Source organism: Burkholderia sp. AU28863, assembly GCF_002223195.1.
Taxonomy (GTDB): Bacteria; Pseudomonadota; Gammaproteobacteria; order Burkholderiales; family Burkholderiaceae; genus Burkholderia; species Burkholderia sola.
This window is the reverse complement of the sequence record NZ_NKFE01000003.1, coordinates 1,184,744-1,206,200: the sequence shown is the minus strand read 5'-3', so window position 1 is coordinate 1,206,200 and position 21,457 is coordinate 1,184,744. Positions and strand designations below refer to the sequence as shown.

The following is a 21,457-nucleotide window of genomic DNA, read 5'->3' as shown; positions in this document are numbered from 1 at the left end:
CGTTTTTCGCGTTATTGCCTGCCTTCCCTTTACCGACGTTGCCGATGACAGCCGCCCACGAGCCTTCTTCCCCGCCGTCCCTCGACGCTTCCCCCGGCCGCCCCGCAGCGCGCCTGATCCTTGCGCTGCTGCGCGAAAGCCGCGTGTCGCTCACGCTGGCGCTCACCGCGTGCGTGCTGAACGGCGTCGCGAGCGTGCTGCTCGTCGCGACGTTGAACCGCGCGCTGTCGCAACCGGGCGCCGCCGACGCGTCGCTCGCGTGGCGCTTCGCGCTGTGCGCGGTGATCGCGCTCGTCACGCGGATCGTGTCGGGCACGCTGTTCGCCCGCCTGTCGCAGGACACGATGGCGCGATTGCGCGTGCATCTGGCGCGGCGCGTCGGCGCGGCCGAACTGCGCGACATCGAGCGGATCGGCGCGGCGCCCGTGCAATCGGTGCTGACCGATGACGCGACCAACGTGTCGATGCTGTTCTTCGCGCTGCCGAACCTCGTCATGCACGGCTCGATCGTGTTCGGCTGCCTCGGCTATCTGGCGTGGCTGTCCTGGCCCGTGTGCCTGCTGGCGCTGGCCGCGATCATCGCCGGCTCGCTCGGCTATCACACCGGCGACCGCCGCGCGATCGCCGCGCTCGAAGCCGCCGGCCAGGCGCAGGACCGCCTGTTCGGCTATCTGGGCTCGCTGTTCTCCGGCGCGAAGGAGCTGAAGCTGCACGACGCGCGCGCCCGCCAGTTCGTCGACGGCCAGCTCGGCGCCGCGATCGGCGAAGTGCGCGACCACCGCCGCCGCGCGTTCAGCGCGTATGCGGTCGGCGTCGGCTGGATCATCTTCCTGTTCTACGTGTTCCTCGGTGTCGCGTCGTTCTGGCCGCAGCTCGGCGTGCATGCCGACCCGGCCGCGGCCGCCGGCTACGTCGTCGTGTTCCTGTTCATGCTCGTGCCGCTCGACGGCCTGTTGAACAACCTGCCGACCGTCAACGCGGCGCGCGTGTCGCTCACGCGGATCGAAGGCGTGATGGCCGAATTCGGCGCGCTGCGCACGGTGCCGCCCGCGGCCGATGCGCCCGACGTGCCGCCGGCCGGCGCGGTTACGCTGCGCGGCGTCACGCATGCGTATTTCCACGAGCGCGACGAACGGATGTTCAGCATCGGGCCGATCGATTTGACGATCAAGCCGGGCGAGCTCGTGTTCATCGTCGGCGGCAACGGCAGCGGCAAGACGACGCTCGCGAAGGTGCTGACGGGGCTGTACGAGCCGGAGCAAGGCACGATCGAGGTCGACGGCCGCACGATCGGCTGGCGCGAGCGCGCGGCCTACCGGCAGCGCTTCAGCGCGGTGTTCAACGATTTCCACCTGTTCGACGCGCTGCTCGGCATCGTCGACCCCGACGATCCGTCGCGTGCGCAGGCCGATGCGCGGGCGAACGCGCTCGTCGCGAAACTCGCGCTCGACCACAAGGTGAAGGTGATCGACGGCGCGTTCTCGACGCGCGCGCTGTCGACCGGGCAGCGCAAGCGGCTCGCGCTCGTCGTCGCGTACCTGGAAGATCGCCCGTTCTACCTGTTCGACGAATGGGCGGCCGACCAGGACCCGTCGTTCAAGGCCGTGTTCTACGAGCAACTGCTGCCCGAGCTGCGCGCGCGCGGCAAGGCCGTGATCGTGATCACGCACGACGACCGCTACTTCGATCTCGCCGACCGTCTGCTGAAGCTCGACAACGGGCGCATCGTCAGCGACACGCAACCGGCGCGCCTGCGTGCGCAGGATGGCGTCGATGCGCTGAGCGCGTAACACGACACCGACAGTCGATCGAAAAAAAATCGCCGGCACGCTGCAATGGCAGTGTGTCGGCGACGGTCGTTTCAGCGGGGAATTCGACTGACGTGTGGCGAAAAGGAAAGACTGAAACCGCGCGTCGTCACGCTGACCGCGACGCCCTGCCCGTCAACGCGGCATCGTCCGCCGCTCAACGCACGGCCGGCAGCTTCAGCATCGTGTCGGTCATCACGTCGGCCAGCTTCAGCGCCGACATCGGCCCGCCGAACCCCCAGATGTTGCGCTCGATCAGCGCGATCCGGTGTGCCTTCAGCGCGGGCACGAAACGCCACACCGGCGAATCGAGTTTCGCCGACAACGGCACGTCCATCCCCGACGCGGTCACGAACAGCACGGCCAGGTCGCGCTGCCGCAGCAGATCGGCCGACGTCACGTACAGCGTGCCCTCCCGCGTCGGCTTCTTCGGCCACGGATCGAGCCCGAGCGCCCGCGCGAGGCCCGCCGACGTGCTGTTGCCCGTATAGGCCCAGTACCGGTCGGGCAAGCCGAGATCCTGCAGCAGCGCGACGCGCTCGCCGTGGCGGCCCGCGGCCGCGAGCCGCGCCGCATCGCGCGCGATGCCGGCGTCGAGTTGCGCTTCGACCGCCTGCGCGCGCGCGTCGCGGCCCGTGACCGCACCGATCGTCCGGAAGATCTGCCGCATCCAGTCGAGCTGCGTGACGGGCACACCGCCTTCGGACACGTTCGGGCTGAACTGGAACAGGATCGTCGGCGCGATCCGGTCGAGCGCGTCGAAGATCGGCGCATGCCGGAAACCGACGCCGATGATCAGGTCCGGCTTGACCGCCGCGATCGCCTCGAGCCCCGGCTCCTGCCGCGAGCCGATGTCGGTCACGTGCGCGAGCTGTTCGCTCCGGTAGCCGAGCCAGCCCGGGTAGAACGCGGTATCGGCCATCCCGACCGGCACGATGTCGAGCGCGATCACGCTTTCCGCGAACATGAAGTCGAGCGCGACCACGCGCTGCGGCCGCACGGGCATCCTCGCGCTGGCCTGCGACACGACGGGATTGCCGGCCAGCGACACGGCGCCCTGTGTGCCGCCCGCGCTCCCGGCCGCGGAAACCGCGGCCGCCGATGCGGAAAACGCGCCGCAGCATGCGGCGCCGAGCGCCGCCGCGAGCGTGCCAAGCACATGCCGGCGGCCGGCGTGCATCACCGGATCGCGTCCTGCTCGGCCAGCGCCGCGTCGTCCATCGTCAATAGCAGGGGGCAGCTTCCACACAGTTGCGTTTCTCCAGGAATTTCGTAGCGCAGGCAGCACACGCGGCGCGCGCGAAACGGCGTCGGCAGCAGCGGCGAGCGCGGCACGGCATCGCGCACGGGCATGCGCAATGGATTCGGCTCGCCATGCACGCAGGTCGAGCCGAACAGCCAGTCCGCATCGCGGACGGGATCGGCCGCGCACGGCAGCGAACGATACGTGTCGAGCAGATAGTCGAGCAGGTTGCCCGCGTTGCTCCACAGCACGCGCGGCGTGACGCGGCCCATCGCCGCGAGCAGGTCGATCACCGCGCCGAGATGCGCGATGAGGCCCGCATAGCGCGGCGCGGGTTCGTCGCACGGCGCGCCGAGTGCATCGCTCGCGAAATACAGCGCGGCCGGCATCCCGTCGTCGAGCGCGACGAACGTGCGCTCGGGCGTCATGTCGAGCGGCCGCCCGAGCGTCAGCGCGGCGACGACGCCGGCCGGCGCCGCGCGGCCGAAATAGTATTTGCTCCATTGCGACATCAGCGCACGTGCATGCTGCGCCGGATCGCCGCCGTAATGGTCGACCATCGCGGCGAGCACGGCGTCGCGGTGCGCGGGCAATTCGGCGACGGGCACGACGATGCGGCCCGGCGCGCGCACATCGTCGGGCATGCCGAGCCAGACGACGTCGAGGTGCTCGGCGAACGGTTCCGGCGCGAACGCCGAAAAGCGCGTGGCGCGCGCGCCGTCGAGCGCCGGCGTCATCGCCCCGCGCGCCGGGCGCGGCGCCCCTCGAGAATCAGCAGCCCGAGCAGGTACGGCGCGCCGATCAGCGCGGTCAGCACGCCGGCCGGCACTTCGCGCGGCGCGACGACGGTACGCGCCGCGAGATCCGCGACGCCGAGAATCAGTGCACCGCACGCCGCCGCGAGCCACAGCCGCGTGCGATGCCGGCGCGCACCGAGCATCGTCGCGACGTGCGGCGCCATCAGCCCGATGAAGCCGACCGGCCCGACCGCCGCGACGGCCGCGCACGCGGCGAGCGTCGCGATCGTCAGCGCGAGCGGCCGCAGCGCGGCCACCGGCAGGCCGAGCGCGGCCGCCTGATCGTCGCCGAGCGCGAGCATGTCGAGCGGTTTCGCGAGCCACGCGAACACCGGCACCGCGAGCACGCACCACGGCAGCAGCATCGACACCTCGCCCCAGCTGCGGCCGTACGTGCCGCCGACGAGCCATACGACGAAGCGTGCGGGCTGCACGCTTTCCTGCGTGATCAGCCATTGCGCGAGCGTGGTCCACAACGCGCCGATCACGATGCCGGTCAGCGCGACCGCGAGCGGCGCGTAGCGATGCCGGTGATTCAGTGCGAGCGTGATCGCGAGCGACAGCCCGCCGCCGATCAGCGCGGCGGTGGCAAGCGTCACGTGGCCCATCAGCGGCCACGTCGACAACGCGAACAGCGTGACGAGCCCCGCGCCCTGCGTGACGCCGAGCACTTCGGGGCCCGCGAGCGGATTGCGCACGACGCTCTGCATCGCGACGCCGCTGACCGCCAGCAACGCGCCGGCGAGCAGCGCGCACAGCAGACGCGGCATGCGCAGGTCGATCAGCATCCGCGCGAGCGCATCGTGACCGGACAGCGCGGCCGACCAGCGCGCGGGCGCGAGCCATTCGGGGCCGGCCGACACGCCGACGAAGAGCACCAGCACGCCCGCCACGACGAACAGCACGGTGCGCAACGGCCAGCCGAGCCGTTCGAGCCAGCCGACGAGCCGCGTCGAGCCGCCGCCCGCCGCGCGTTCGGCATCCGCGTGCAGCACGCCCGACCACGCGGCGCCGCGCCGGATCATCGCGAGCATCAGCGGCGTGCCGACCAGCGCGATCGCGACGCCGGTCGACAGCGTCGCGTCGAGGCCCGATGCGAGCACCGCGCTGTCGGTGACGAGCACGAGCGCGCCGCCGGCGAGCGCCGACAGCGGCACCAGCACGCCGAGCCGCGCCGCGCGCGCGCCGCGGACCTGGCGCAGCAGGTTCGGCGCGACGAGGCCGACGTACGACAGCGGGCCCGCGATGCTGACGGCCACGCTCGTGAACGCGACCGCGACGATCGTCGCGGCGAGCCGCGTCGCATCGACGCGCACGCCGGCCGCGGCCGCCGCATCGTCGCCGAGCGTGAGCGGATTCAGCGGCCGGATCACGAACGGCAGCGCGACCAGCGGCACGACGAGCCAGCGCGCGGCGAGCGCGAGGCCCGTCGCGCCCGGCTGGTACAGGCTGCCGTTGGTCCACAGTGCGGCGCCCGCGATGTTCTGCTCGAAGAACGCGAGCACGAGCGTCGACAGCGCCGCGAACAACAGCATGCACACGCTGCCCGCGAGCACGAGCCGCAACGGCGTCGCGCGCCAGCCGCCCGCCGCGACGATCGCGCACGCGGCGGCCGCGAGCCCGCACACGAACAGCAGCGGCACCGACGCGACGCCCGCCAGCGCCGGCACCAGCATCGCCGCGAGCAGCCCGAGCTGGGCACCGCCCGTCACGCCGAGCAGGTCGGGCGACGCGAGCGGATTACGCGTGAGCGACTGGAACAGCGCGCCGGCGATGCCGAGGCAGCCGCCCGCGACGAGCGCGGCCGCGACGCGCGGCAGATTGAGGTCGAACAGGAATACGTGCGCGAGCGCCGCGGCATCGCTGCCGGGCGCCGCGTCCCACCACACGCGCAGGTCCGGGGCAATCCGCAGCGCGGCGAGCAGCGCGATCAGCGCGACGAGGCCGAACGCGATCGCGCCGGCCCGCCCTTTCGTCGCACCCCTGCCCGTCGCCGCGAGGCGCTTGCGCATCGCGAACGTCGTCATACGGCGAGATCCCGGTCGAAGACGCCGGCCGCCTGCGGCGCGCCGTCGGTCGACGGCCCGTAGGCCGGCACGCACATCGGCGCGCCCGTCTGCGGATGCGCGAGCTTCAGCATCTCGACGCCGAACGCCGCGCGCAGCCGCGCCGGCTCGAGCATCGCGTCGGGCGTGCCCTGCGCGACGAGGCGGCCCGCGCGCATCAGCACGATCTCGTCGCTGTACGCGGCCGCCTGGTTCAGGTCATGCAGCACCCAGACGATCGTCAGCCCGCGCGTACGGTTCAGCGCACGCAGCGCATCGAGGATGTCGAGCTGGTGATGAATGTCGAGATACGTCGTCGGTTCGTCGAGCAGCACGATCGGCGCCTGCTGCGCGAGCGCCATCGCGATCCACGCGCGCTGGCGTTCGCCGCCCGACAGCGCGCCGACGTCGCGCTCCGCGTCGCCCGCGAGGCCGCTCGTGTCGAGCGCCTCGTCGATCGCCGCATGATCGGCCCGCGACAGGCCGCGCAGGAAGCCGCCGTACGCATAGCGCCCGTACGCGACGAGCTCGCGCACCGTGAGGCCCGACGGAATCTGGTTGAACTGCGCAAGCATCGTCAGCTCGCGCGCGAGCGCGCGACGGCGAAACGACGCGAGCGGCTTGCCGTTCACGTCGACGTGGCCGGCACGCGCGGGCTGCAGGCCCGCGAGCGTGCGCAGCAGCGTGCTCTTGCCGCAGCCGTTCGGTCCGCACAGCGCGGTTACGCGGCCGGCCGCGATCGACAGGTCCAGCCCGTCGATCACGACATGGTCGCGATATCCCACCGACAGCCCGCGCGCGGCAAGCGCGGCGGTACGACGCGTCATCAATCCTCCGTTCGGTCGCGCGGGACCGTGTAACTCTGCGCCATCGCGACGACGACCTTGCGCGGCCCCTCGAACGGGTCGCGTGCATGCGCGGTCAGCATGTTGTCGAGCATCAGCACGTCGCCGGTGCGCCACGGGAACACGATGCGCTGCTGGTCGAGCACGCCGCGGATCTGCGCGAGCGCGTCGGCCTCGAGCGGTTCGCCGTCGCCGTAGTACACGTTGCGCGGCACGTTCTCGAGCCCGACTGCGTCGACGAGCGCTTCCTGCATGTCGTCGTCGAGCGCCGACAGGTGAAACAGGTTCGCCTGGTTGAACCACACGCGCTCGCCCGTGCGCGGATGGCGCGCGACCGCCTGGCAACGCTCGCGCGTGCGCAGCAGAAGCTCGCCGTCGTCGTCGGTGCGCCACGCGCACTCGATGCCGCGCGCCGCGCACATCCGCTCCACCTCGGCCGGCTCGTCGGTGCCGAACGACTGCTGCCACGGCAGATCGAGCCCCTGCCCGAAATTGCGCACGTACAGCAATTCGCGCTTCTCGAAGCGCGCGACGAGCGCCGGATCGAGCGCGCGGTAGACGGCGCGGCTGTCCGCGATCGGCGTCGCCCCGCCCTTCGGCGCGGCGAGCGCGCAGTGGAACCAGATGCGCAGCGGCCATTCGCGCGTGTACGACTGCTCGTTGTGCAGCGGAATCGCGCGGTGCGGCGGGTATTCGGTCGACGTGTAGACCGCGCCCTCGACCTGGCTGCGCGGCGTCGACGCATATTCATAGCCGATCAGCGGATCGCCGAACGATGCCGCGAATTGCTGGAACGTATCGATCGACGGCACGCGAAAGCCCGTGAACAGCACGCCGCCCGCCCGTTCGAGCGTGTCGGCCGCGATCTCGCGCGCGAGCGGCGCGACGTCGTCGATCGACATCTCGTCGTTGCCGCGCGGCGACACGACGGTGGGCAGTCCCGGCTCGATACGCAGGTCGTCGAGCGTCGGCAACGAAAGCAGGGTCATGCAACGTCCTCTTCAGGTGGCGCGCCGCACATGCGGCGCAACGGGTCACGACGCGCGCGTCGTGCGCTCGCCGTCCATCGCGCGGCGCAGGCTCGCGGGGCGCATGTCGGTCCAGACGGTTTCGATGTGCGCGAGACAGTCGGCCTTCGGGCCGCTCACGCCCACTTCGCGCCAGCCGGCGGGCACGGGCCGGAAGGTCGGCCAGATCGAATACTGTTCTTCGTCGTTGATGACGACCGTATAGACGAGATCGTCGGTGTCGGCGGAAGGCATCGGGGCTTGCGTCATGATCGGAAATCGCTGGGCGGTTGAAGGAGGCGAAGCGGCAAATTCGGCCGCTCCTGTCTGATAGACGGTTGGCCGGCGCGTTTTTTTACCGCCGCCGTGCGCGGCCGCCCAGGAACACCGGGCAGGCGACGCCGCGATGGCATGCGTCGAGGCATTCCGCGCAGTGGCGCTCCGCGTCGCGCACCATGAAATGCACGAGCGTCTGCGACACGTTCAGCGCGCGCGCCGCGGTCTGCAGCGTCTCCTCGCGCAGCCGCACCATCTCGAATGCCGCACGGCTGCGCGCCGGCAGGTCGTCGAGCGCCGCCCACACGCGCCGCAGCGTATCGCGCGTCATCAGCGCGGCTTCCGGCGTCGGCTCGGGCGACGGCACGTCGAAACCGTCGTCCTCTTCCGTGTGATAGACGTTTTCGAGGCTTTGCCGGCGGCACGCGTCGATCGATGCGTTGCGCACCATCCGCGTCACGTACGCGACCGGCTGGCGCACCGCGTCCTGATTCGGGAATTCGACGAGCTTCACGAACACGTCGTGCACGACGTCCTCCGCGCGGCTCGCGCAGCCGACGAAGCCGCGCGCGACGTTGACGAGCATCGCGCGATGCGAGATCAGCACGTCGAGCAGCGCACCCTGCGCACGGGGCTCGGACGCCCGGCGCGCCCGCGGCGCGGCGCGCGGCGGCAGGTCCGGATAACTGCCGAGGAACGGGTTTGCCGCTGCCGCCGCCGGTCGGTCGAGCACTTCCGCCATCGCCATCGATCTGCTCCGTCAAATTCCGAGATAAGGGAATTTAACGTAAACGCAAATCATTCTCAATCCGATTACGAGATGACCCTTTCGGTTGTCGGGATTTGTCTGAACAATTGCCGGAATGCCTGCTTTGGCGGACGGGACGAACGCGACGGGTCTGCGGAGAACGGCAGGCTTTCCAGGCCAAAGGCGGCGGCCCGGCGGCCGACACGGCCGAGGTTCATGATGACGGCCCCGCCCCGCATTGGCGCACGGCACGGCGCCGCGGTCCACACGGCTTGCGTTACGTCGACGAGCCGTTTCGGCGATCCGACGGAACGCACGCGGCCGCGCCTACCGCCGTCAGTAGATGAACAACCGGATCGTCGCCGTCGCGTCGAATCGGCCGATCTTCGGCGGGCCGAACGACTTCAGCACCGCGTCCATCAGCACGCTCTGGTTCATCACGTTGGACGCGAACTGGGCCAGCGTGAACTGCTGGTTGAACGGAATGGCCTTGCCCTGGCTGTCCTCGATGCCAATCCCGAAATTGCTGTCCTTCGCCGGCACCAGCAAACCGTTCTGGACCGGAAAACTCGTCTCGAAATACCCGTCCACCCGCACCGCGACGTTGCATTTCTTGGTCAACGACAACGAGAACCGCTTGCGCGGCACCGCCGGCATGAAGCCGTTGCCCGCCGCCTGCACCTGCCCGAAATCGACGATGCCCGGTTCGGGCGTCACGAGTACGTCGACGAAGCACGGCGTCGGCTTGAGATTGCGCAGGCCGCTCAGGCGGTACTGAAAGCTCGTGCCGAACGCATTCAGCCCGAATTCGCCGTCGAACTGGAACACCGTATAGATATCGCTCGGCGGCTGGATCCAGCTGCCCTTCTTGCGCACGACGACCTGATAGTCGATGCTGATGTTCGTGCGCTGGCAACGCCCGCGGTCGAAGTCGTACCGGGTGCACGGCGGCACCGCATACCCGGTAAACACCCCGCCGCCGCGATTGCTCGTCTTGTCGAAATAATCGACGCCCTTGTAGCGGATGCCGATCTCGAGCCCCCATGCGGCAGGGTCCGTACGATTCGGATTCGCGTAGAAGTAAATGTTGTCGACGACCCTCAGGCTGCCGGCGTCCCCGAGGTCCTTGTAGCAATACCCCGACGTCGTGCGCACCGGCGACACCCAGATCACGTAGCCGTCCGGCGCGTCGGTCGGATACGACGCCACGCCGCCGATCGGCTCGGTCAACGACGTCGCGCCGCTGTTCGTCAGGCAGCGCAGCGCCCACGCCGGCTGCACGGCCGCGATCAGCAGCACGAGTACGACCCAGCGCAGCCATGCCGCCGGCGCCGCCCGATGACGCATGCCCGCGCTCATTTCTTCACGCTCTTGCACGCACCCGCGTCGCACGCATACTCGACCGCCACCTGGCCGCCGTAATCGTCGATGTGCGTGACGAACAGCGTCGCCGGCGTCGCGGCCTTGAACGGCACGTCGGCCGTGCTCATCGGGCTCACCATCACCGGCTCGATCGGCACCGGCGTCTTCTGCGCACCCGCGCTCACGTCGACCACCGTCACGTGATACGGCGTCGGGTTGTCGAACACGAGCTTGTGTGCGGCCGCATCCACCCGCAGCGTCATCGGCAGTGTCCAGTCCTCGTCGCGCGGGGGCTGCACGGCCTTCGGCCGGTAGAACAGCTTCATCTGCGTATGCAGCGCGATCTGCAGCGTGTTCGGCGTATCGGTCTTCGGCGGCACTTCGCGGATGTTCAGGTAGAACACCGTTTCGCGATCGGCCGGCAACTCGGTGCCCGGCAGCTTCGCGATCCGCAGCACGTTGCGCTCGTTCGCCTCGATGCGTTGCAGCGGCGGCACGACCATCAGCGGCGACGTGGTCTTGTTGCCCTTCGCGTCCTCGAGCCACGACTGCACGAGATACGGATACGTCGCGCTCTTGTTGGTGATCGTCACGATCGCGGCCTGTTCGCCTTCGTTGAAGATCACGCGCGTGCGATCGGGCACGATCGCCGCATGCGCGGTGCCTGCCAGCATCGCGCCGACGGTCGCGAACACGCACAGCGCGCGCCGCGGGAAAGAAAGGGAGAAAGCGTTCGTCATCGCTGGATCCATGAAAATCATCGTTCGACCGGCGCGGCCGCCGCATGCGACTCGCCCGGTGTCCGGCACGTCACCGGAATCGGCGTGCCTTCGAGTTGGAGCTGGTTCGGCAGTGCGTCGATAGTGCACAGCGTGCGTTCGCCCGCCCGCACCGCCAGCGCGGATTTCGGCTGAACCTGGGTCAGGAACGCCGCGCCGCCCTCGCCGACGATGCCGAGTTCCTTGCCGTTCGCCGCGTCCTGCACCGACGCGCCGAACGGCAGCGCCTTGCCGGCCGCGTCGGTCAGCGTCAGGTACAGGTTGCTGCCGCGCGCGGCGGCGAACTTCACGAAACCGATCGCGCCGTCGGTCAGCACCATGCGCTGGATCGGGTTCGTCACCTGCACTTCGAGCGGCAGCTTCTCGACGTTGACGGTCGCGTCGTACACGTTGTACGGCGAGATGCCGTCGAGCACCGCGTAGCCGCGCGAATCGGTATGCGCGAGCGTGCCGGACAGCGGCACGTCGGGCACGCCGTCGGTCGACACCAGCAGCCGCGTATCGCCCGCATTGCCATTCGCGTGCGCGGACACACCGTACTGCGTCGCGACGAACGAGCCGTCGACTTCGAGCGACGCGGCCGCATACGCATTGGCGAGCGTCGATGCCTGCGCGGTGAGCTGGTACGCCGACGTGCGCTGCCGGAAGCTCGCGTTGGCCGACGCGCGGCCGTCGGTCGCGCCCGCATTGACCTGGTAGGTGCGGCCGGCCGGATCGTCGTAGATATAGCCCGCGTTCACGCTGGTGCTGCCGTTGCCCGTCGTCAGGTTCGACGTGACGGTGTGGCGGCCGCCGATCGGCAGCGTCGCGGTGACCGAGAACTGGTTGCCGCTCGCGCCGGCGCTCTGCGTGCGGAATGCCGACACGCTGACGTTCAGGTTGCGCAGCGTGCCGATCGAGAACGCGCGCGTGAGCGTCAGGCCGACCCGCTGCTCGGACGCGCGCGCCCAGTAGGTCGTCTGGTCGTACGAGAAATAGGTCGACGTGTCGCCGAAGCGCTTCGACAGCGTCGCCGAATAGCGCTGCTTGCTGTTGGCGAGGCCGTACGCGGTCGGGTCGCCGGAGAACTGCGCGAAGCTGGTGTACTCGCGCTCGGAGAAGCGGTAGCCGAAGAAGCGCACGTCCGCGTCGAGCCCGTCGAAGTGCTTCGAATAGTTGATGCGATACGAGTTGCCGTTGCGTGTCGCGCCGCTCCACCACAGGCGCGCCCGCGCATGCGTGACGTCGGCCGACACCGCGCCGAAGGCGCCGAAATCGCGACCGACGCCGAGCGCGATCGACGTATAGCCCGACGCGGCGATGAAGCCGCCATACGCGGTGACGTCGAACGGCAAACCGTACGCGATTTCGCCGAAGCCGAAGAACGGCGTGATGCCGGCGCCGCCGAACAGGCGCGGCTTGCCGACCGCGGCCTTGTAGCGCAACTGGCCGGTGCGCGCGAGGAACGGCACGGCGGCCGTCGTCACCTGGAAGCGCTGCACGCTGCCGTCCTCTTCCTCGACCGCGACGTCGAGCGTGCCCTGCACGCTCGTGTTGATGTTCTGCAGCGCGAACGCGCCCGGCGACACGCGCGTCACGTACAGCACGCGGCCGGCCTGCGACACGGTCACGGTCGCGTTGGTGCGCGCGACGCCCGAGATCAGCGGTGCATAGCCGCGCAGCGACGGCGGCAGCATGCGGTCGTCGCTGCGGATCGACGCGCCCGTCAGCGCGAACGTGTCGAAAATGTCGGAGGTCAGATAGTCGTCGCCGAACGTCACCGTCGACTGGATCGACGGCAACGCGCGAAACGCATAAAGCCGGCTGAAGCGGAACGTGCGGTCCGCGTACGCGGTGTTGCCGACGTTCGATTGCGCCTGGTAGTCGCCGCGAAAACGCCACGCGCCCCAGTTCGCGCCGACTGTCCCGTACGCCTGGATCGCATTCGTCTGCCCGCCGCCCGTACCGAAGTTGCGGTTCGTGTTCGCGATCACCCGATAGTCGAGCATCGCGCCGGGAATCCCTTCGGACCAGTGCTCCGGCGGCAGGTAGGTCGAATCGGTGAATTCGAGCGCGGCCTGCGGAATCGTGATCTTGAGCCGCCCGTCGCTTTTCAGGTAACGCACGGTCGCCCCTTCGATCGCGGCGAGGTCGACGCAACTGCCGCCCCGGAAGCGCGGCAGGTCCTTGACCAGCGAAGGCTTCAGGCCGAACCGCGCGACGAGCGCCGGTCGCAGGCACGGCTTGCCCGCGCCCGTCGCATCGACCGCCACGAATTCGATCGGCTGCAATCCGAGGTACAGGTCGTTGACCTGCACGTCGAGCATGTACTCGCCGGGCAGCGTGAAGTCCGCCTGCGAGAACTGCGACAGGTCGACGTTGCTCGTTCCGTCGATGTCGAGGAACGACGAATTGAATTCCGTCGCCTGGCTCTGGCTGCCGACGACCAGCACGGAGACGCAAAGGAAGGAATGTCTGATTCGCACGCGGTGCTACCGGGAGTCCGAGGAGAAGGAAAACGGGAGGAAGGACGAAGGAGGAAGGGATGCACGCATCCCTCCTCCGGCACGGATGCTTACTGGTAGCGGACCGTGAAGTTCGCGACGCCGTCGGCGGTACCCGGCGTCACGCCGGCTGCCGTCGCTTCGTACATCGCCGCGAAGCGTGCGATGTTCGTGCCGTTCTGCAGCAGCGTCGGCGCCTTTTGCTCGGCGCCGTTGTCGAGGTATTCGCCCGACGCGGCCTGCAGGCGGATGCCGACGTTGGTTGCCGAACCGATCGTGGCGAGCAGCTTCGGCTGGCCCGCGCTCGACGTGCCCGTGAACGTGAAGTACGCGTTCTTCGCGACGCTGGTGTCGCAATCGGTCAGCTTGATGTCGAAGTTGGTCGGGGTGGACTTGTCGCCGACTTGCTTGAACACGTTGGTCGGCACCTTGCCGAGGTTCACGGTCTGGTTGACCGAGCCCGAGTCGATGCCGCATGCGCCCGCGACGATCTCGCCCGTGAAGTTGATCGTGCCGGTGCCCGCTGCGAAGGCCGAGGAGGACAGGGCTGCGAGTGCGACAGCGCTCAGGATGGATTTTTTCATGAGGTTTCCCGTAAGGAGTACAAATGGAATGGACGACGTGGCGGACACAAACGGCAGCGCATGGTGGCTCCCGTCCGACACGAGGCGGCATTATCGAGATAACAGCGAAAGATTTCTGTAAATCATTGTCAAATACATCTGACAATGTTCGATTTACCCCTCTAAAACCCCATTCCTTCCTTTCAATTTTCAATCCCGGATTTTTTATCCGCAGTCCTTTTTGATTTTCCGGAACCAATTGAAGATTAAGGGAATTTCTTGCCGAAAATCATCGCAGACGCACGCTTCCTTGCTGGCATTGGCTTGCGCGCGACCACCACTCAACGGACAAAATATTGTCCAGCACCGCCATCGTTGCCCGATTACAACGCCAATATCGAATCATTTTCAACTGACAGGAAATTAACGATGGCGCTTCATCAACATGAATTTATCGCGCAAACGATTGCGCAAGAATACAAACGTTTTACCGCGACACTTTGCCGCTGCCATTAATTCCAATATATTGATTAATCCGTTCGTCAATTACCTATCTTGAATCGCATACATGCGCGGCCGCTGAAACGCGGCTGGCATGCCGGATTGGACGAGATGAAACAGGAAGGAACGCGGCACACGTTTGCGCCGGAGAGCGACGCGATTGGTCGCCGGGTGCGGGGAGCGCGCAAGCAGCCTGCGCCCGGCCGGGAGATGAAAAGGATGCGCGGAACAGCGCCAGGAAGCACCGATGCGGCGCGCGCGAAACGGCGGGCATCACACCCTGTCGAAACGACGGCCGCACGTCGAATCGTACGGCCGCCGTCATGCCACCCGGCACGCTGCGGCGTCAGGCGACGCGTCGCACGTCACGAGAAAACCGCGGCCTCCGCCGTTGCGGGCGCCCAGCCGCCGCCGAGCGCGCGATACAGCGCGATCGCGTTCGCGAGCCTGAGCTGCCTGAGCCGGATCAGCTCCTGCCCCGACTCGTACGTGCTGCGCTGCGCGTCGAGCAGTTCGAGATAGGTCGCGACGCCGCCCGCATAGCGGCGCTCCGCGAGCTTCAGCCGCGCGCCGTCCGCCGCATACACGTCCTGCTGCGCGGCAAGCTGCCGGTCGATCCAGTCGCGCGCGGCGAACGCATCGGCCACTTCGCGAAATGCGGTCTGCACCGCCTTCTCGTATTCGGCGACCGCGATGTCCTTGCGCGCGTGCGCCACGTCGAGATTCGCGCGATTGCGGCCGCCCGCGAAGATCGGCAGCGTGATGCGCGGCGCGAACGTCCACACGCTCGTGCCGGCCGCGAACAGGCTCGAGAACGCATCGCTCACCGAGCCGTAGTCGGTCGTCAGCGCGATGCGCGGGAAAAACGCCGCGCGCGCCGCGCCGATGTTCGCGTTCGCGGCCTTCAGCCGCGCCTCGGCCTGCCGGATGTCCGGCCGCCGTTCGAGCAGCTCGCTCGGCGCGCCCGGCGCCACGGGCGCGATCGACAGCGTGTCGAGCGCGGTCGCGTCATCGGGCACGTTGCGCGCGAAATCGCCGGCCAGCAGTTGCAGCGCCCGTACGGCCTGCGCATGCTCGCGCTGCAGCGCGGCCTGCGACGCGCGCGCGGACGCCACCAGCATCTCGGCCGAACGCAGCTCGATCGCGTCGCTCGTGCCGGCGGCATAGCGACGTTGCGTGAGCGCGGCCATCCGCTCGCGGGCTTCGAGCGTGCGCTGAGCAAGAGACAGTTGCGCGTGCAACGATCGTTCGGAAACATACGCGCCCGCCACTTCGGCGATCACGCCGATACGGACCGTGCGCTGCGCGTCGGCCGTCGCGAAATACTCGGCGAGCGCCGCGTCGGACAGGTTGCGCACCCGGCCGAACAGGTCGAGCTCGTAAGCGCTGACGCCGACACCCGCGCGATACAGCCCGCTGATCGCGCTTTCGCGCACGACCGGGTCGTACTGGCGCGCGCGTTCATAGCCGAGATTCGCGTCGACCGACGGCATCCGGTCCGCGTGCTGCACGCCGTACAGCGCGCGCGCTTCCTCGAGCCGGCCGGCCGCGATCCGCAGGTCGCGGTTGTGCGCGAGCGCCGCGTCGATCCACGCCTGCAGCGCCGGATCGGTGAAATACGCATGCCAGTCGTCGAGCAGCGCGGCATCCGGTGCCGCACTCGCCTGGATCACCGGCGCCGTACTGCCGTCGACCGGCGCATAGGTCGTCGGCACGGGCGCCGCCGGGCGCTCGTAACGCGGCGCGAGCGAGCACCCGGCGAGCGCGAGCGCGGCGGCCAGCGCGACCGGAACCCGCCGCGCGGCGCGTGCATTCAGCGCGAACATCATGGTTGCGAACCCTCCATCGTCGTCGGCTGCGCGCCGCCGCGCCGGCGCGGGCCGACGTCGAACAGGCGGCCGACGATCACGAAAAACAGCGGGACGAGGAACACCGCGAGCACGGTCGCCGTGATCACGCCGCCGAGCACGCCGGTGCCGATCGCCGTCTGCGCGCCGGACGCGGCGCCCGACGCGAACGCGAGCGGCAGCACGCCGACGCCGAACGCGAGCGACGTCATCACGATCGGCCGCAGCCGCAGGCGCGCGGCCTCGAGCGCCGCATCGACGAGCGACATGCGCTGCGCGACGAGATCCTTCGCGACTTCGACGATCAGGATCGCGTTCTTCGCGGACAGCCCGATCGTCGCGATCAGCCCCACCTTGAAATAGATGTCGTTCGGCATCGTCCGCAGCGTCACGCCGAGCACCGCACCGATCACGCCGAGCGGGACGACCAGCATCACCGCGAACGGAATCGACCAGCTCTCGTACAACGCCGCGAGCGCGAGGAACACGACGAGCACCGACAGCGCGAACAGCATCGGCGCCTGCGCACCCGACAGCCGCTCCTCGAACGACTGCCCCGACCACGCATAGCCGATGCCGGCCGGCAGCTTCGCGGCGATCCGCTCGATCGCGGTCATCGCGTCGCCGCTGCTGTGGCCGGCCGCGGCCGAGCCGTTGATCGTGAACGACGGATAGCCGTTGTAGCGCGTGAGCTGCGGCGGCCCGAGCGTCCAGTGCAGCGTCGTGAACGCCGCGAGCGGCACCATCTCGCCGCGCGCGTTGCGCACGCGCAGCTTCTTCACGTCGTCCGGATCGAGCCGGTGCCGCCCGTCGGCCTGCACCATCACGCGCCGCACCTGCGTGCCGTGCATGAAGTCGCCGATATAGTCGGAGCCGAACATCACCGCGAGCGTCGTGTTGATTTCGTCCATCGACACGCCGAGCGCGGACGCCTTCGCGCGATCGATGTCGAGCTTCAGTTGCGGCGCGTCCTGCGTGCCCGCGAACATCAGGTCGGTGAGCGCACGATCCTTGCCGCCCGCCGCGAGCAGTTGCTCGCGCGCGGCGCTGAACGTCGCGTAGTCGAGCCCGCCGCGGTTCTGCAGCCGGAAGTCGAAGCCGCTCGACGAACCGAGATCGGGCAGCGCCGGCGAATTCATCGCGAACACCGTCGTGTTCGGCGTGCCCGCGAAGCGTTCGTTGATGCGCGCGACGATCGACTGCACGTGATCGCGCTGGGCCTTGCGTTCCTTCCAGTTCTTCAGCGTGACGAAGATCATCCCGCCGTTCGGCCCTTCGCCGTACAGGTTGAAGCCGCCGAGCGCGTACGTATAAGCGGTCGGCTCGTCGCGGCGGATGGCCGACTCGACCGCGCGCACGCTCTGCATCGTTTCCGCGAGCGGCGTGCCTTGCGGGCGGATCACCATCACCATGAAGTTGCCCTGGTCCTCGTCCGGCAGGAATGCGGTCGGCAGCTGCGTGAGCATCAGCACCGCGGCCGCGGTCAGCGCGCCGTACACGACGAGCCAGCGCAGCGGCTTCTTCAGCATCGCGCCGACCCGCGTCGCATAGCGCTGGGTCGCGCGCGCGACGAAGCGGTTGAACCCGCCGAAGAAGCCGCGCTTCTCGTGATGGTCGCCGGCCACCGGCTTGAGCAGCGTCGCGCACAGCGCGGGCGTCAGCGACAGCGCGAGGAACGCCGAGAAGCCGATCGACACCGCGAGCGACAGCGCGAACTGCCGGTAGATGTTGCCCACCGCGCCGCCGAAGAACGCCATCGGCACGAACACCGACGTCAGCACCACGGTGATCCCGACGATCGCGCCGCTGATCTGCTGCATCGCCTTGACGGTCGCGTCGTACGGCGCGAGCCCCTCCTCGACCATCAACCGCTCGACGTTCTCGACGACGACGATCGCGTCGTCGACGAGGATGCCGATCGCGAGCACCATCCCGAACATCGTCAGCACGTTGATCGAGAAGCCGGCCGCGTACATCACGCCGAACGTGCCCGCGAGCGCGACCGGCACGACGAGCGTCGGAATCAGCGTCGCGCGCAGGTTCTGCATGAACAGGAACATCACGAGGAACACCAGCACGCCGGCCTCGATCAGCGTCGTGACGACCTTGTTCATCGACACGCGCACGAACGACGACGTCTCGTACGGGATCTGGTATTTCACGCCGGGCGGGAAGTATCGGGACAGCTCGTCCATCGTCGCGCGCACGCGCTTCTCGGTGGACACCGCGTTCGACCCCGGCGCGAGCTTGATGCCCATGCCGGTCGCGACCTTGCCGTTCACGTACGACGGATAGTTGTAGTCGTTGCCGCCGAATTCGACGCGCGCGACGTCGCGCAGGAACAGCGCGGCGCCGTCGGCCCGCGCGCGCAGCGCGATCGCGCCGAAATCGGCCGGCGTCTTCAGCGGCGCGTCCGCGAATACGGTCGCCGCGATCGGCGCGCTGTCCGGCACCGCGCTGCGGCCGATGTCGCCGATCGTCACGCGCGCGTTGTGCGCGCGCACGGCCGACGCGATGTCCGACGCGGTGAGGCCGTGCCCGGCCAGCTTCACCGGGTCGGGCCAGATCCGCATCGCATATTCCGCGCCCCAGAACTGCACCTTGCCGACACCCTCGACGCGACGCAGCGCCTGCACCACGTTCGCCGACGCGTATTCGCCGAGCTGCACGTCGGTCATGCGGCCGTCGTCGGACGTGAGCGACACGACGAGCTGGATGTTGTCGGCGGCCTTCTCGACCTGGATGCCGTCGCGGCGCACGGGCTCGGGCAGGCGCGCGTCGACCGTCTTCAGCCGGTTCTGCACTTCGACGGCCGCGAGATCGGCGTTCACGCCCTGCTTGAACGTCAGGTACAGCGACGCCGCGCCGGCGCTGCTCGTCGCGGACGTATACAGCAGCCCGGGCGCGCCGTTCATCTCGCGCTCGATCAGTGCGGTCACCGATTCCTCGACGACCTGCGCGGACGCGCCCGGGTACGTCGCATAGATGCTGACGACGGGCGGCGCGATGTCCGGGTACTGCGCGACGGGCAGCGCGCGAATCGCGAACAGGCCGCCCAGCATGATGAAGATGGCGATCACCCACGCGAAGACGGGACGATCGATGAAGAAACGTGCCATGTTGGTTTGAACCGGTCAGGTTTGACGGGCGGCCGCCTGCGAAGCGGCCGCTGCCGGCGCCGCCTTCGACGGCGGCGCCTTTTCGACGGGCTGGACGGCCGTATCGGGCGCGAACTGCGCGACGTCGTCGACGATCACGCGCTCGCCGCCCGCGAGGCCGCGCGTGATGCGCCAGTCATGGCCGCTCATCTGGTCCGCCGTGACCTCCACGTCCTTGACCTTGCCGTTCGCGCCGACGACGCGCACCGACGTACGGTCGGCCGTGCGCAGCAGCGCGTCGCGCGGCACGAGGATCGCGCGCCGGTCGACCGCCGTGTCGAGCGCGATCCGCACGTACGCGCCCGGCAGCAGCTCGCGCTCCGGATTCGGGAACAGCGCGCGCATCGCGACGGTGTCGGTGGTCGGATCGACCGCGAGATCGCTGAACAGCAGCTTGCCCTTCAGCGGATACGCGGTGCCGTCGGCGCGCAGCAGCGTCACCGCGACCTCGTGCTGCGCGATGCCCGTCGCGCGCCCGCTCTTCACCGCGCGACGCAGTGCGTCTACGTCGGCGGCCGGCTGCGAGAAGTTCACGTAGATCGGATCGAGCTGCTCGACGGTCGTGAGCGGCGTCGCCTGGTCCTGGCCGACGAGCGCGCCCTCGGTCACGAGCGCGCGCCGTGCGCGGCCCGCGATCGGCGCGGTGACGGTCGCGTAGTCGAGCTGCAGTTGCGCGCGCGCGAGTTCGGCCTTCGCGGACGCGACCTCGGCCTTCGCCTGCGTATCGGCTGCGACGGCTTCGGTGTGGTCGCGCTCGCTCACCGCGCGATCGCGCACGAGATCGTCGTAACGGCGGCGCTTGTCGGTCGCCGCGAGCGCGGCGGCCTGCGCCTTCGCGAGCGCGCCCTGCGCGGCGTCGCGCGCGGCCTTCAGCGGCGCGGGATCGATGCGGAACAGCACCGCGCCCTGCTTCACTTCCTGGCCTTCCTCGTAGGTGCGCGCGGTGACGATGCCCGCGACCCGTGCGCGGACTTCCGCCTGCCGGTACGCGTCGAGCCGGCCCGGCAGTTCGACGGTCATCGGCACGGCCGTCGGGCGCACCGTCACGACGGTGGCCTGCTTGGCGGTCTCCGGCGCCGTGTCCTTGTCGCCCTTTCCGCATCCGGCCACGGCCAGCAACGCCGCGAGCGCGAACGGCGCCAGCCGCATGCGGCGCCACAGGGTGCGTTTGTTATTCATGTTCTGACCTCGGATCGTTCGCCGCCGATACAATGCGGCGGCTCAGGGTGGCCGATTATAATCAGTCACGACTGATTAAATACATGCGCTTTCAATCCGGCTGACGCACTGTCTCAATAAAACGACAGCGAACTGTAAGGAATTTCACGACATGGCCCGCAAGACCCGGGAAGAATCGCTCGCCATCAAGCACCGGATCCTCGACGCCGCCGAGCTTGTGCTGCTCGAAAGAGGCGTCGCGCAAACCGCGATGGCGGACCTCGCCGAAGCAGCCGGGATGTCGCGGGGCGCCGTCTACGGCACTACCGCAACAAGATGGAAGTGTGTCTGGCGATGTGCGACCGCGCGTTCGCGCGCACGTCCGAAGGGTTCGACGCGGGCGACGGCCTGCCGCCGCTCGCCACGCTGCGGCGCGCCGCATCGCACTACCTGCAGGAATGCGGGGAGCCGGGCCCGATGCAACGCGTACTCGTGATCCTCTATACGAAGTGCGAGCAGAGCGAGGAAAACGGCGCGCTGCAGCGGCGCCGCATGCTGCTCGAGCTGCAGATGCTGCGGATCACGAAGGCGCTGCTGCGTCGCGCGATCGCGGCCGGCGAGGTCGCCGCCGATCTGGACGTGCATCTGGCCGCCGTCTATCTAGTGTCGCTGCTCGAAGGCGTGTTCGCGTCGATGATCTGGACCAACCGGCTGCGCGGCAATCTGTGGAACGACGCCGAGGCGATGCTCGACGCCGGTTTCGACGCGGTCCGCACGTCCACCGCCCTGCGCCGACGCGCGCAAAAATTGCCGGACTCGCGGAAATCGTCGTAACAA

16 protein-coding genes and 1 pseudogene are annotated in these 21,457 nt (G+C 68.9%); 3 read left to right on the top strand and 14 right to left on the bottom strand.

Translation table 11 applies throughout. From position 1 onward, the window contains the following. Positions 1–44 precede the first annotated feature (44 nt). The gene (locus tag CFB81_RS08005) at positions 45–1,790 is read left to right on the top strand and encodes a cyclic peptide export ABC transporter (protein WP_069620690.1); all 1,746 of its coding nucleotides are present in this window, start codon (positions 45–47) and stop codon (positions 1,788–1,790) included. A gap of 175 nt (positions 1,791–1,965) precedes the next feature. Here the strand turns inward: CFB81_RS08005 and CFB81_RS08000 are convergent, their stop codons facing one another. The 11 genes from CFB81_RS08000 to CFB81_RS07950 form a co-directional block, all read right to left on the bottom strand. Continuing rightward, positions 1,966–2,991 (bottom strand): ABC transporter substrate-binding protein, encoded by a 1,026-nt coding sequence (locus CFB81_RS08000; RefSeq protein WP_089434999.1) that lies wholly within the window; start codon positions 2,989–2,991, stop codon positions 1,966–1,968. Beyond that, positions 2,988–3,788 (bottom strand): siderophore-iron reductase FhuF, encoded by an 801-nt coding sequence (gene fhuF, locus CFB81_RS07995; RefSeq protein ID WP_089434998.1) that lies wholly within the window; start codon positions 3,786–3,788, stop codon positions 2,988–2,990. Before fhuF ends, CFB81_RS08000 begins: the two co-directional genes overlap by 4 nt. Then, positions 3,785–5,875, bottom strand: coding sequence for a Fe(3+)-hydroxamate ABC transporter permease FhuB (fhuB, locus tag CFB81_RS07990; RefSeq protein ID WP_089434997.1), 2,091 nt, complete (start codon positions 5,873–5,875; stop codon positions 3,785–3,787). Before fhuB ends, fhuF begins: the two co-directional genes overlap by 4 nt. Further along, positions 5,872–6,720, bottom strand: a complete 849-nt coding sequence (locus CFB81_RS07985) for an ABC transporter ATP-binding protein (RefSeq protein WP_089434996.1) — start codon at positions 6,718–6,720, stop codon at positions 5,872–5,874. Before CFB81_RS07985 ends, fhuB begins: the two co-directional genes overlap by 4 nt. Next, on the bottom strand, positions 6,720–7,727 hold the full coding sequence (locus tag CFB81_RS07980) for a TauD/TfdA family dioxygenase (protein WP_089434995.1): 1,008 nt from the start codon (positions 7,725–7,727) through the stop codon (positions 6,720–6,722). The genes CFB81_RS07985 and CFB81_RS07980 overlap by 1 nt, the downstream gene beginning before the upstream one ends. 45 nt (positions 7,728–7,772) lie before the next feature. Further along, a complete protein-coding gene (locus CFB81_RS07975) occupies positions 7,773–8,015 on the bottom strand; it encodes an MbtH family NRPS accessory protein (RefSeq protein WP_089434994.1) in 243 nt (80 codons plus the stop codon). 85 nt (positions 8,016–8,100) lie between these two features. Beyond that, the gene (locus tag CFB81_RS07970) at positions 8,101–8,769 is read right to left on the bottom strand and encodes an RNA polymerase factor sigma-70 (protein WP_034201800.1); all 669 of its coding nucleotides are present in this window, start codon (positions 8,767–8,769) and stop codon (positions 8,101–8,103) included. 336 nt (positions 8,770–9,105) lie between these two features. Beyond that, positions 9,106–10,128, bottom strand: coding sequence for a fimbrial protein (locus CFB81_RS07965; protein WP_089434993.1), 1,023 nt, complete (start codon positions 10,126–10,128; stop codon positions 9,106–9,108). After that, entirely contained in the window at positions 10,125–10,871 is a 747-nt protein-coding gene (locus CFB81_RS07960; protein WP_069620682.1) for a molecular chaperone, read from the bottom strand. Before CFB81_RS07960 ends, CFB81_RS07965 begins: the two co-directional genes overlap by 4 nt. A 17-nt stretch (positions 10,872–10,888) precedes the next feature. Then, entirely contained in the window at positions 10,889–13,342 is a 2,454-nt protein-coding gene (locus CFB81_RS07955; protein WP_089434992.1) for a fimbria/pilus outer membrane usher protein, read from the bottom strand. Positions 13,343–13,464: 122 nt separating this feature from the next. Continuing rightward, the gene (locus CFB81_RS07950; protein ID WP_089434991.1) at positions 13,465–13,977 is read right to left on the bottom strand and encodes a fimbrial protein; all 513 of its coding nucleotides are present in this window, start codon (positions 13,975–13,977) and stop codon (positions 13,465–13,467) included. 258 nt (positions 13,978–14,235) lie between these two features. Here CFB81_RS07950 and CFB81_RS35315 point away from each other — a divergent pair, with 258 nt between their 5' ends. Beyond that, a complete protein-coding gene (locus tag CFB81_RS35315) occupies positions 14,236–14,472 on the top strand; it encodes a hypothetical protein (RefSeq protein ID WP_143328568.1) in 237 nt (78 codons plus the stop codon). Between the two features lie 350 nt (positions 14,473–14,822). Here the strand turns inward: CFB81_RS35315 and CFB81_RS07940 are convergent, their stop codons facing one another. The 3 genes from CFB81_RS07940 to CFB81_RS07930 are packed head-to-tail and all read right to left on the bottom strand — an operon-like array spanning position 14,823 to position 20,641. Next, positions 14,823–16,283 carry an efflux transporter outer membrane subunit gene (locus CFB81_RS07940; protein ID WP_089435350.1) on the bottom strand — a complete coding sequence of 487 codons (1,461 nt, stop codon included), beginning with the start codon at positions 16,281–16,283 and terminating at the stop codon, positions 14,823–14,825. Next, entirely contained in the window at positions 16,283–19,423 is a 3,141-nt protein-coding gene (locus tag CFB81_RS07935; protein WP_089434990.1) for a multidrug efflux RND transporter permease subunit, read from the bottom strand. The genes CFB81_RS07940 and CFB81_RS07935 overlap by 1 nt, the downstream gene beginning before the upstream one ends. Before the next feature lie 15 nt (positions 19,424–19,438). Beyond that, complete coding sequence (locus CFB81_RS07930) at positions 19,439–20,641, bottom strand: MexX/AxyX family multidrug efflux RND transporter periplasmic adaptor subunit (RefSeq protein WP_089434989.1); 1,203 nt, start codon at positions 20,639–20,641, stop codon at positions 19,439–19,441. A gap of 151 nt (positions 20,642–20,792) precedes the next feature. Here CFB81_RS07930 and CFB81_RS07925 point away from each other — a divergent pair. Then, a pseudogene (locus CFB81_RS07925) lies at positions 20,793–21,454 on the top strand (TetR family transcriptional regulator). Positions 21,455–21,457: the final 3 nt, after the last annotated feature.

Bases quoted from the DNA above. Each gene is read 5' to 3' on its own strand.
- CFB81_RS08005 (WP_069620690.1), top strand. From the start codon at position 45: ATGACAGCCGCCCACGAGCCTTCTTCCCCGCCGTCCCTCGACGCTTCC.
- fhuF (WP_089434998.1), bottom strand. From the start codon at position 3,788: ATGACGCCGGCGCTCGACGGCGCGCGCGCCACGCGCTTTTCGGCGTTC.
- fhuB (WP_089434997.1), bottom strand. From the start codon at position 5,875: ATGACGACGTTCGCGATGCGCAAGCGCCTCGCGGCGACGGGCAGGGGT.
- CFB81_RS07985 (WP_089434996.1), bottom strand. From the start codon at position 6,720: ATGACGCGTCGTACCGCCGCGCTTGCCGCGCGCGGGCTGTCGGTGGGA.
- CFB81_RS07980 (WP_089434995.1), bottom strand. From the start codon at position 7,727: ATGACCCTGCTTTCGTTGCCGACGCTCGACGACCTGCGTATCGAGCCG.
- CFB81_RS07975 (WP_089434994.1), bottom strand. From the start codon at position 8,015: ATGACGCAAGCCCCGATGCCTTCCGCCGACACCGACGATCTCGTCTAT.
- CFB81_RS07970 (WP_034201800.1), bottom strand. From the start codon at position 8,769: ATGGCGATGGCGGAAGTGCTCGACCGACCGGCGGCGGCAGCGGCAAAC.
- CFB81_RS07965 (WP_089434993.1), bottom strand. From the start codon at position 10,128: ATGAGCGCGGGCATGCGTCATCGGGCGGCGCCGGCGGCATGGCTGCGC.
- CFB81_RS07960 (WP_069620682.1), bottom strand. From the start codon at position 10,871: ATGACGAACGCTTTCTCCCTTTCTTTCCCGCGGCGCGCGCTGTGCGTG.
- CFB81_RS07950 (WP_089434991.1), bottom strand. From the start codon at position 13,977: ATGAAAAAATCCATCCTGAGCGCTGTCGCACTCGCAGCCCTGTCCTCC.
- CFB81_RS07940 (WP_089435350.1), bottom strand. From the start codon at position 16,283: ATGTTCGCGCTGAATGCACGCGCCGCGCGGCGGGTTCCGGTCGCGCTG.
- CFB81_RS07935 (WP_089434990.1), bottom strand. From the start codon at position 19,423: ATGGCACGTTTCTTCATCGATCGTCCCGTCTTCGCGTGGGTGATCGCC.
- CFB81_RS07930 (WP_089434989.1), bottom strand. From the start codon at position 20,641: ATGAATAACAAACGCACCCTGTGGCGCCGCATGCGGCTGGCGCCGTTC.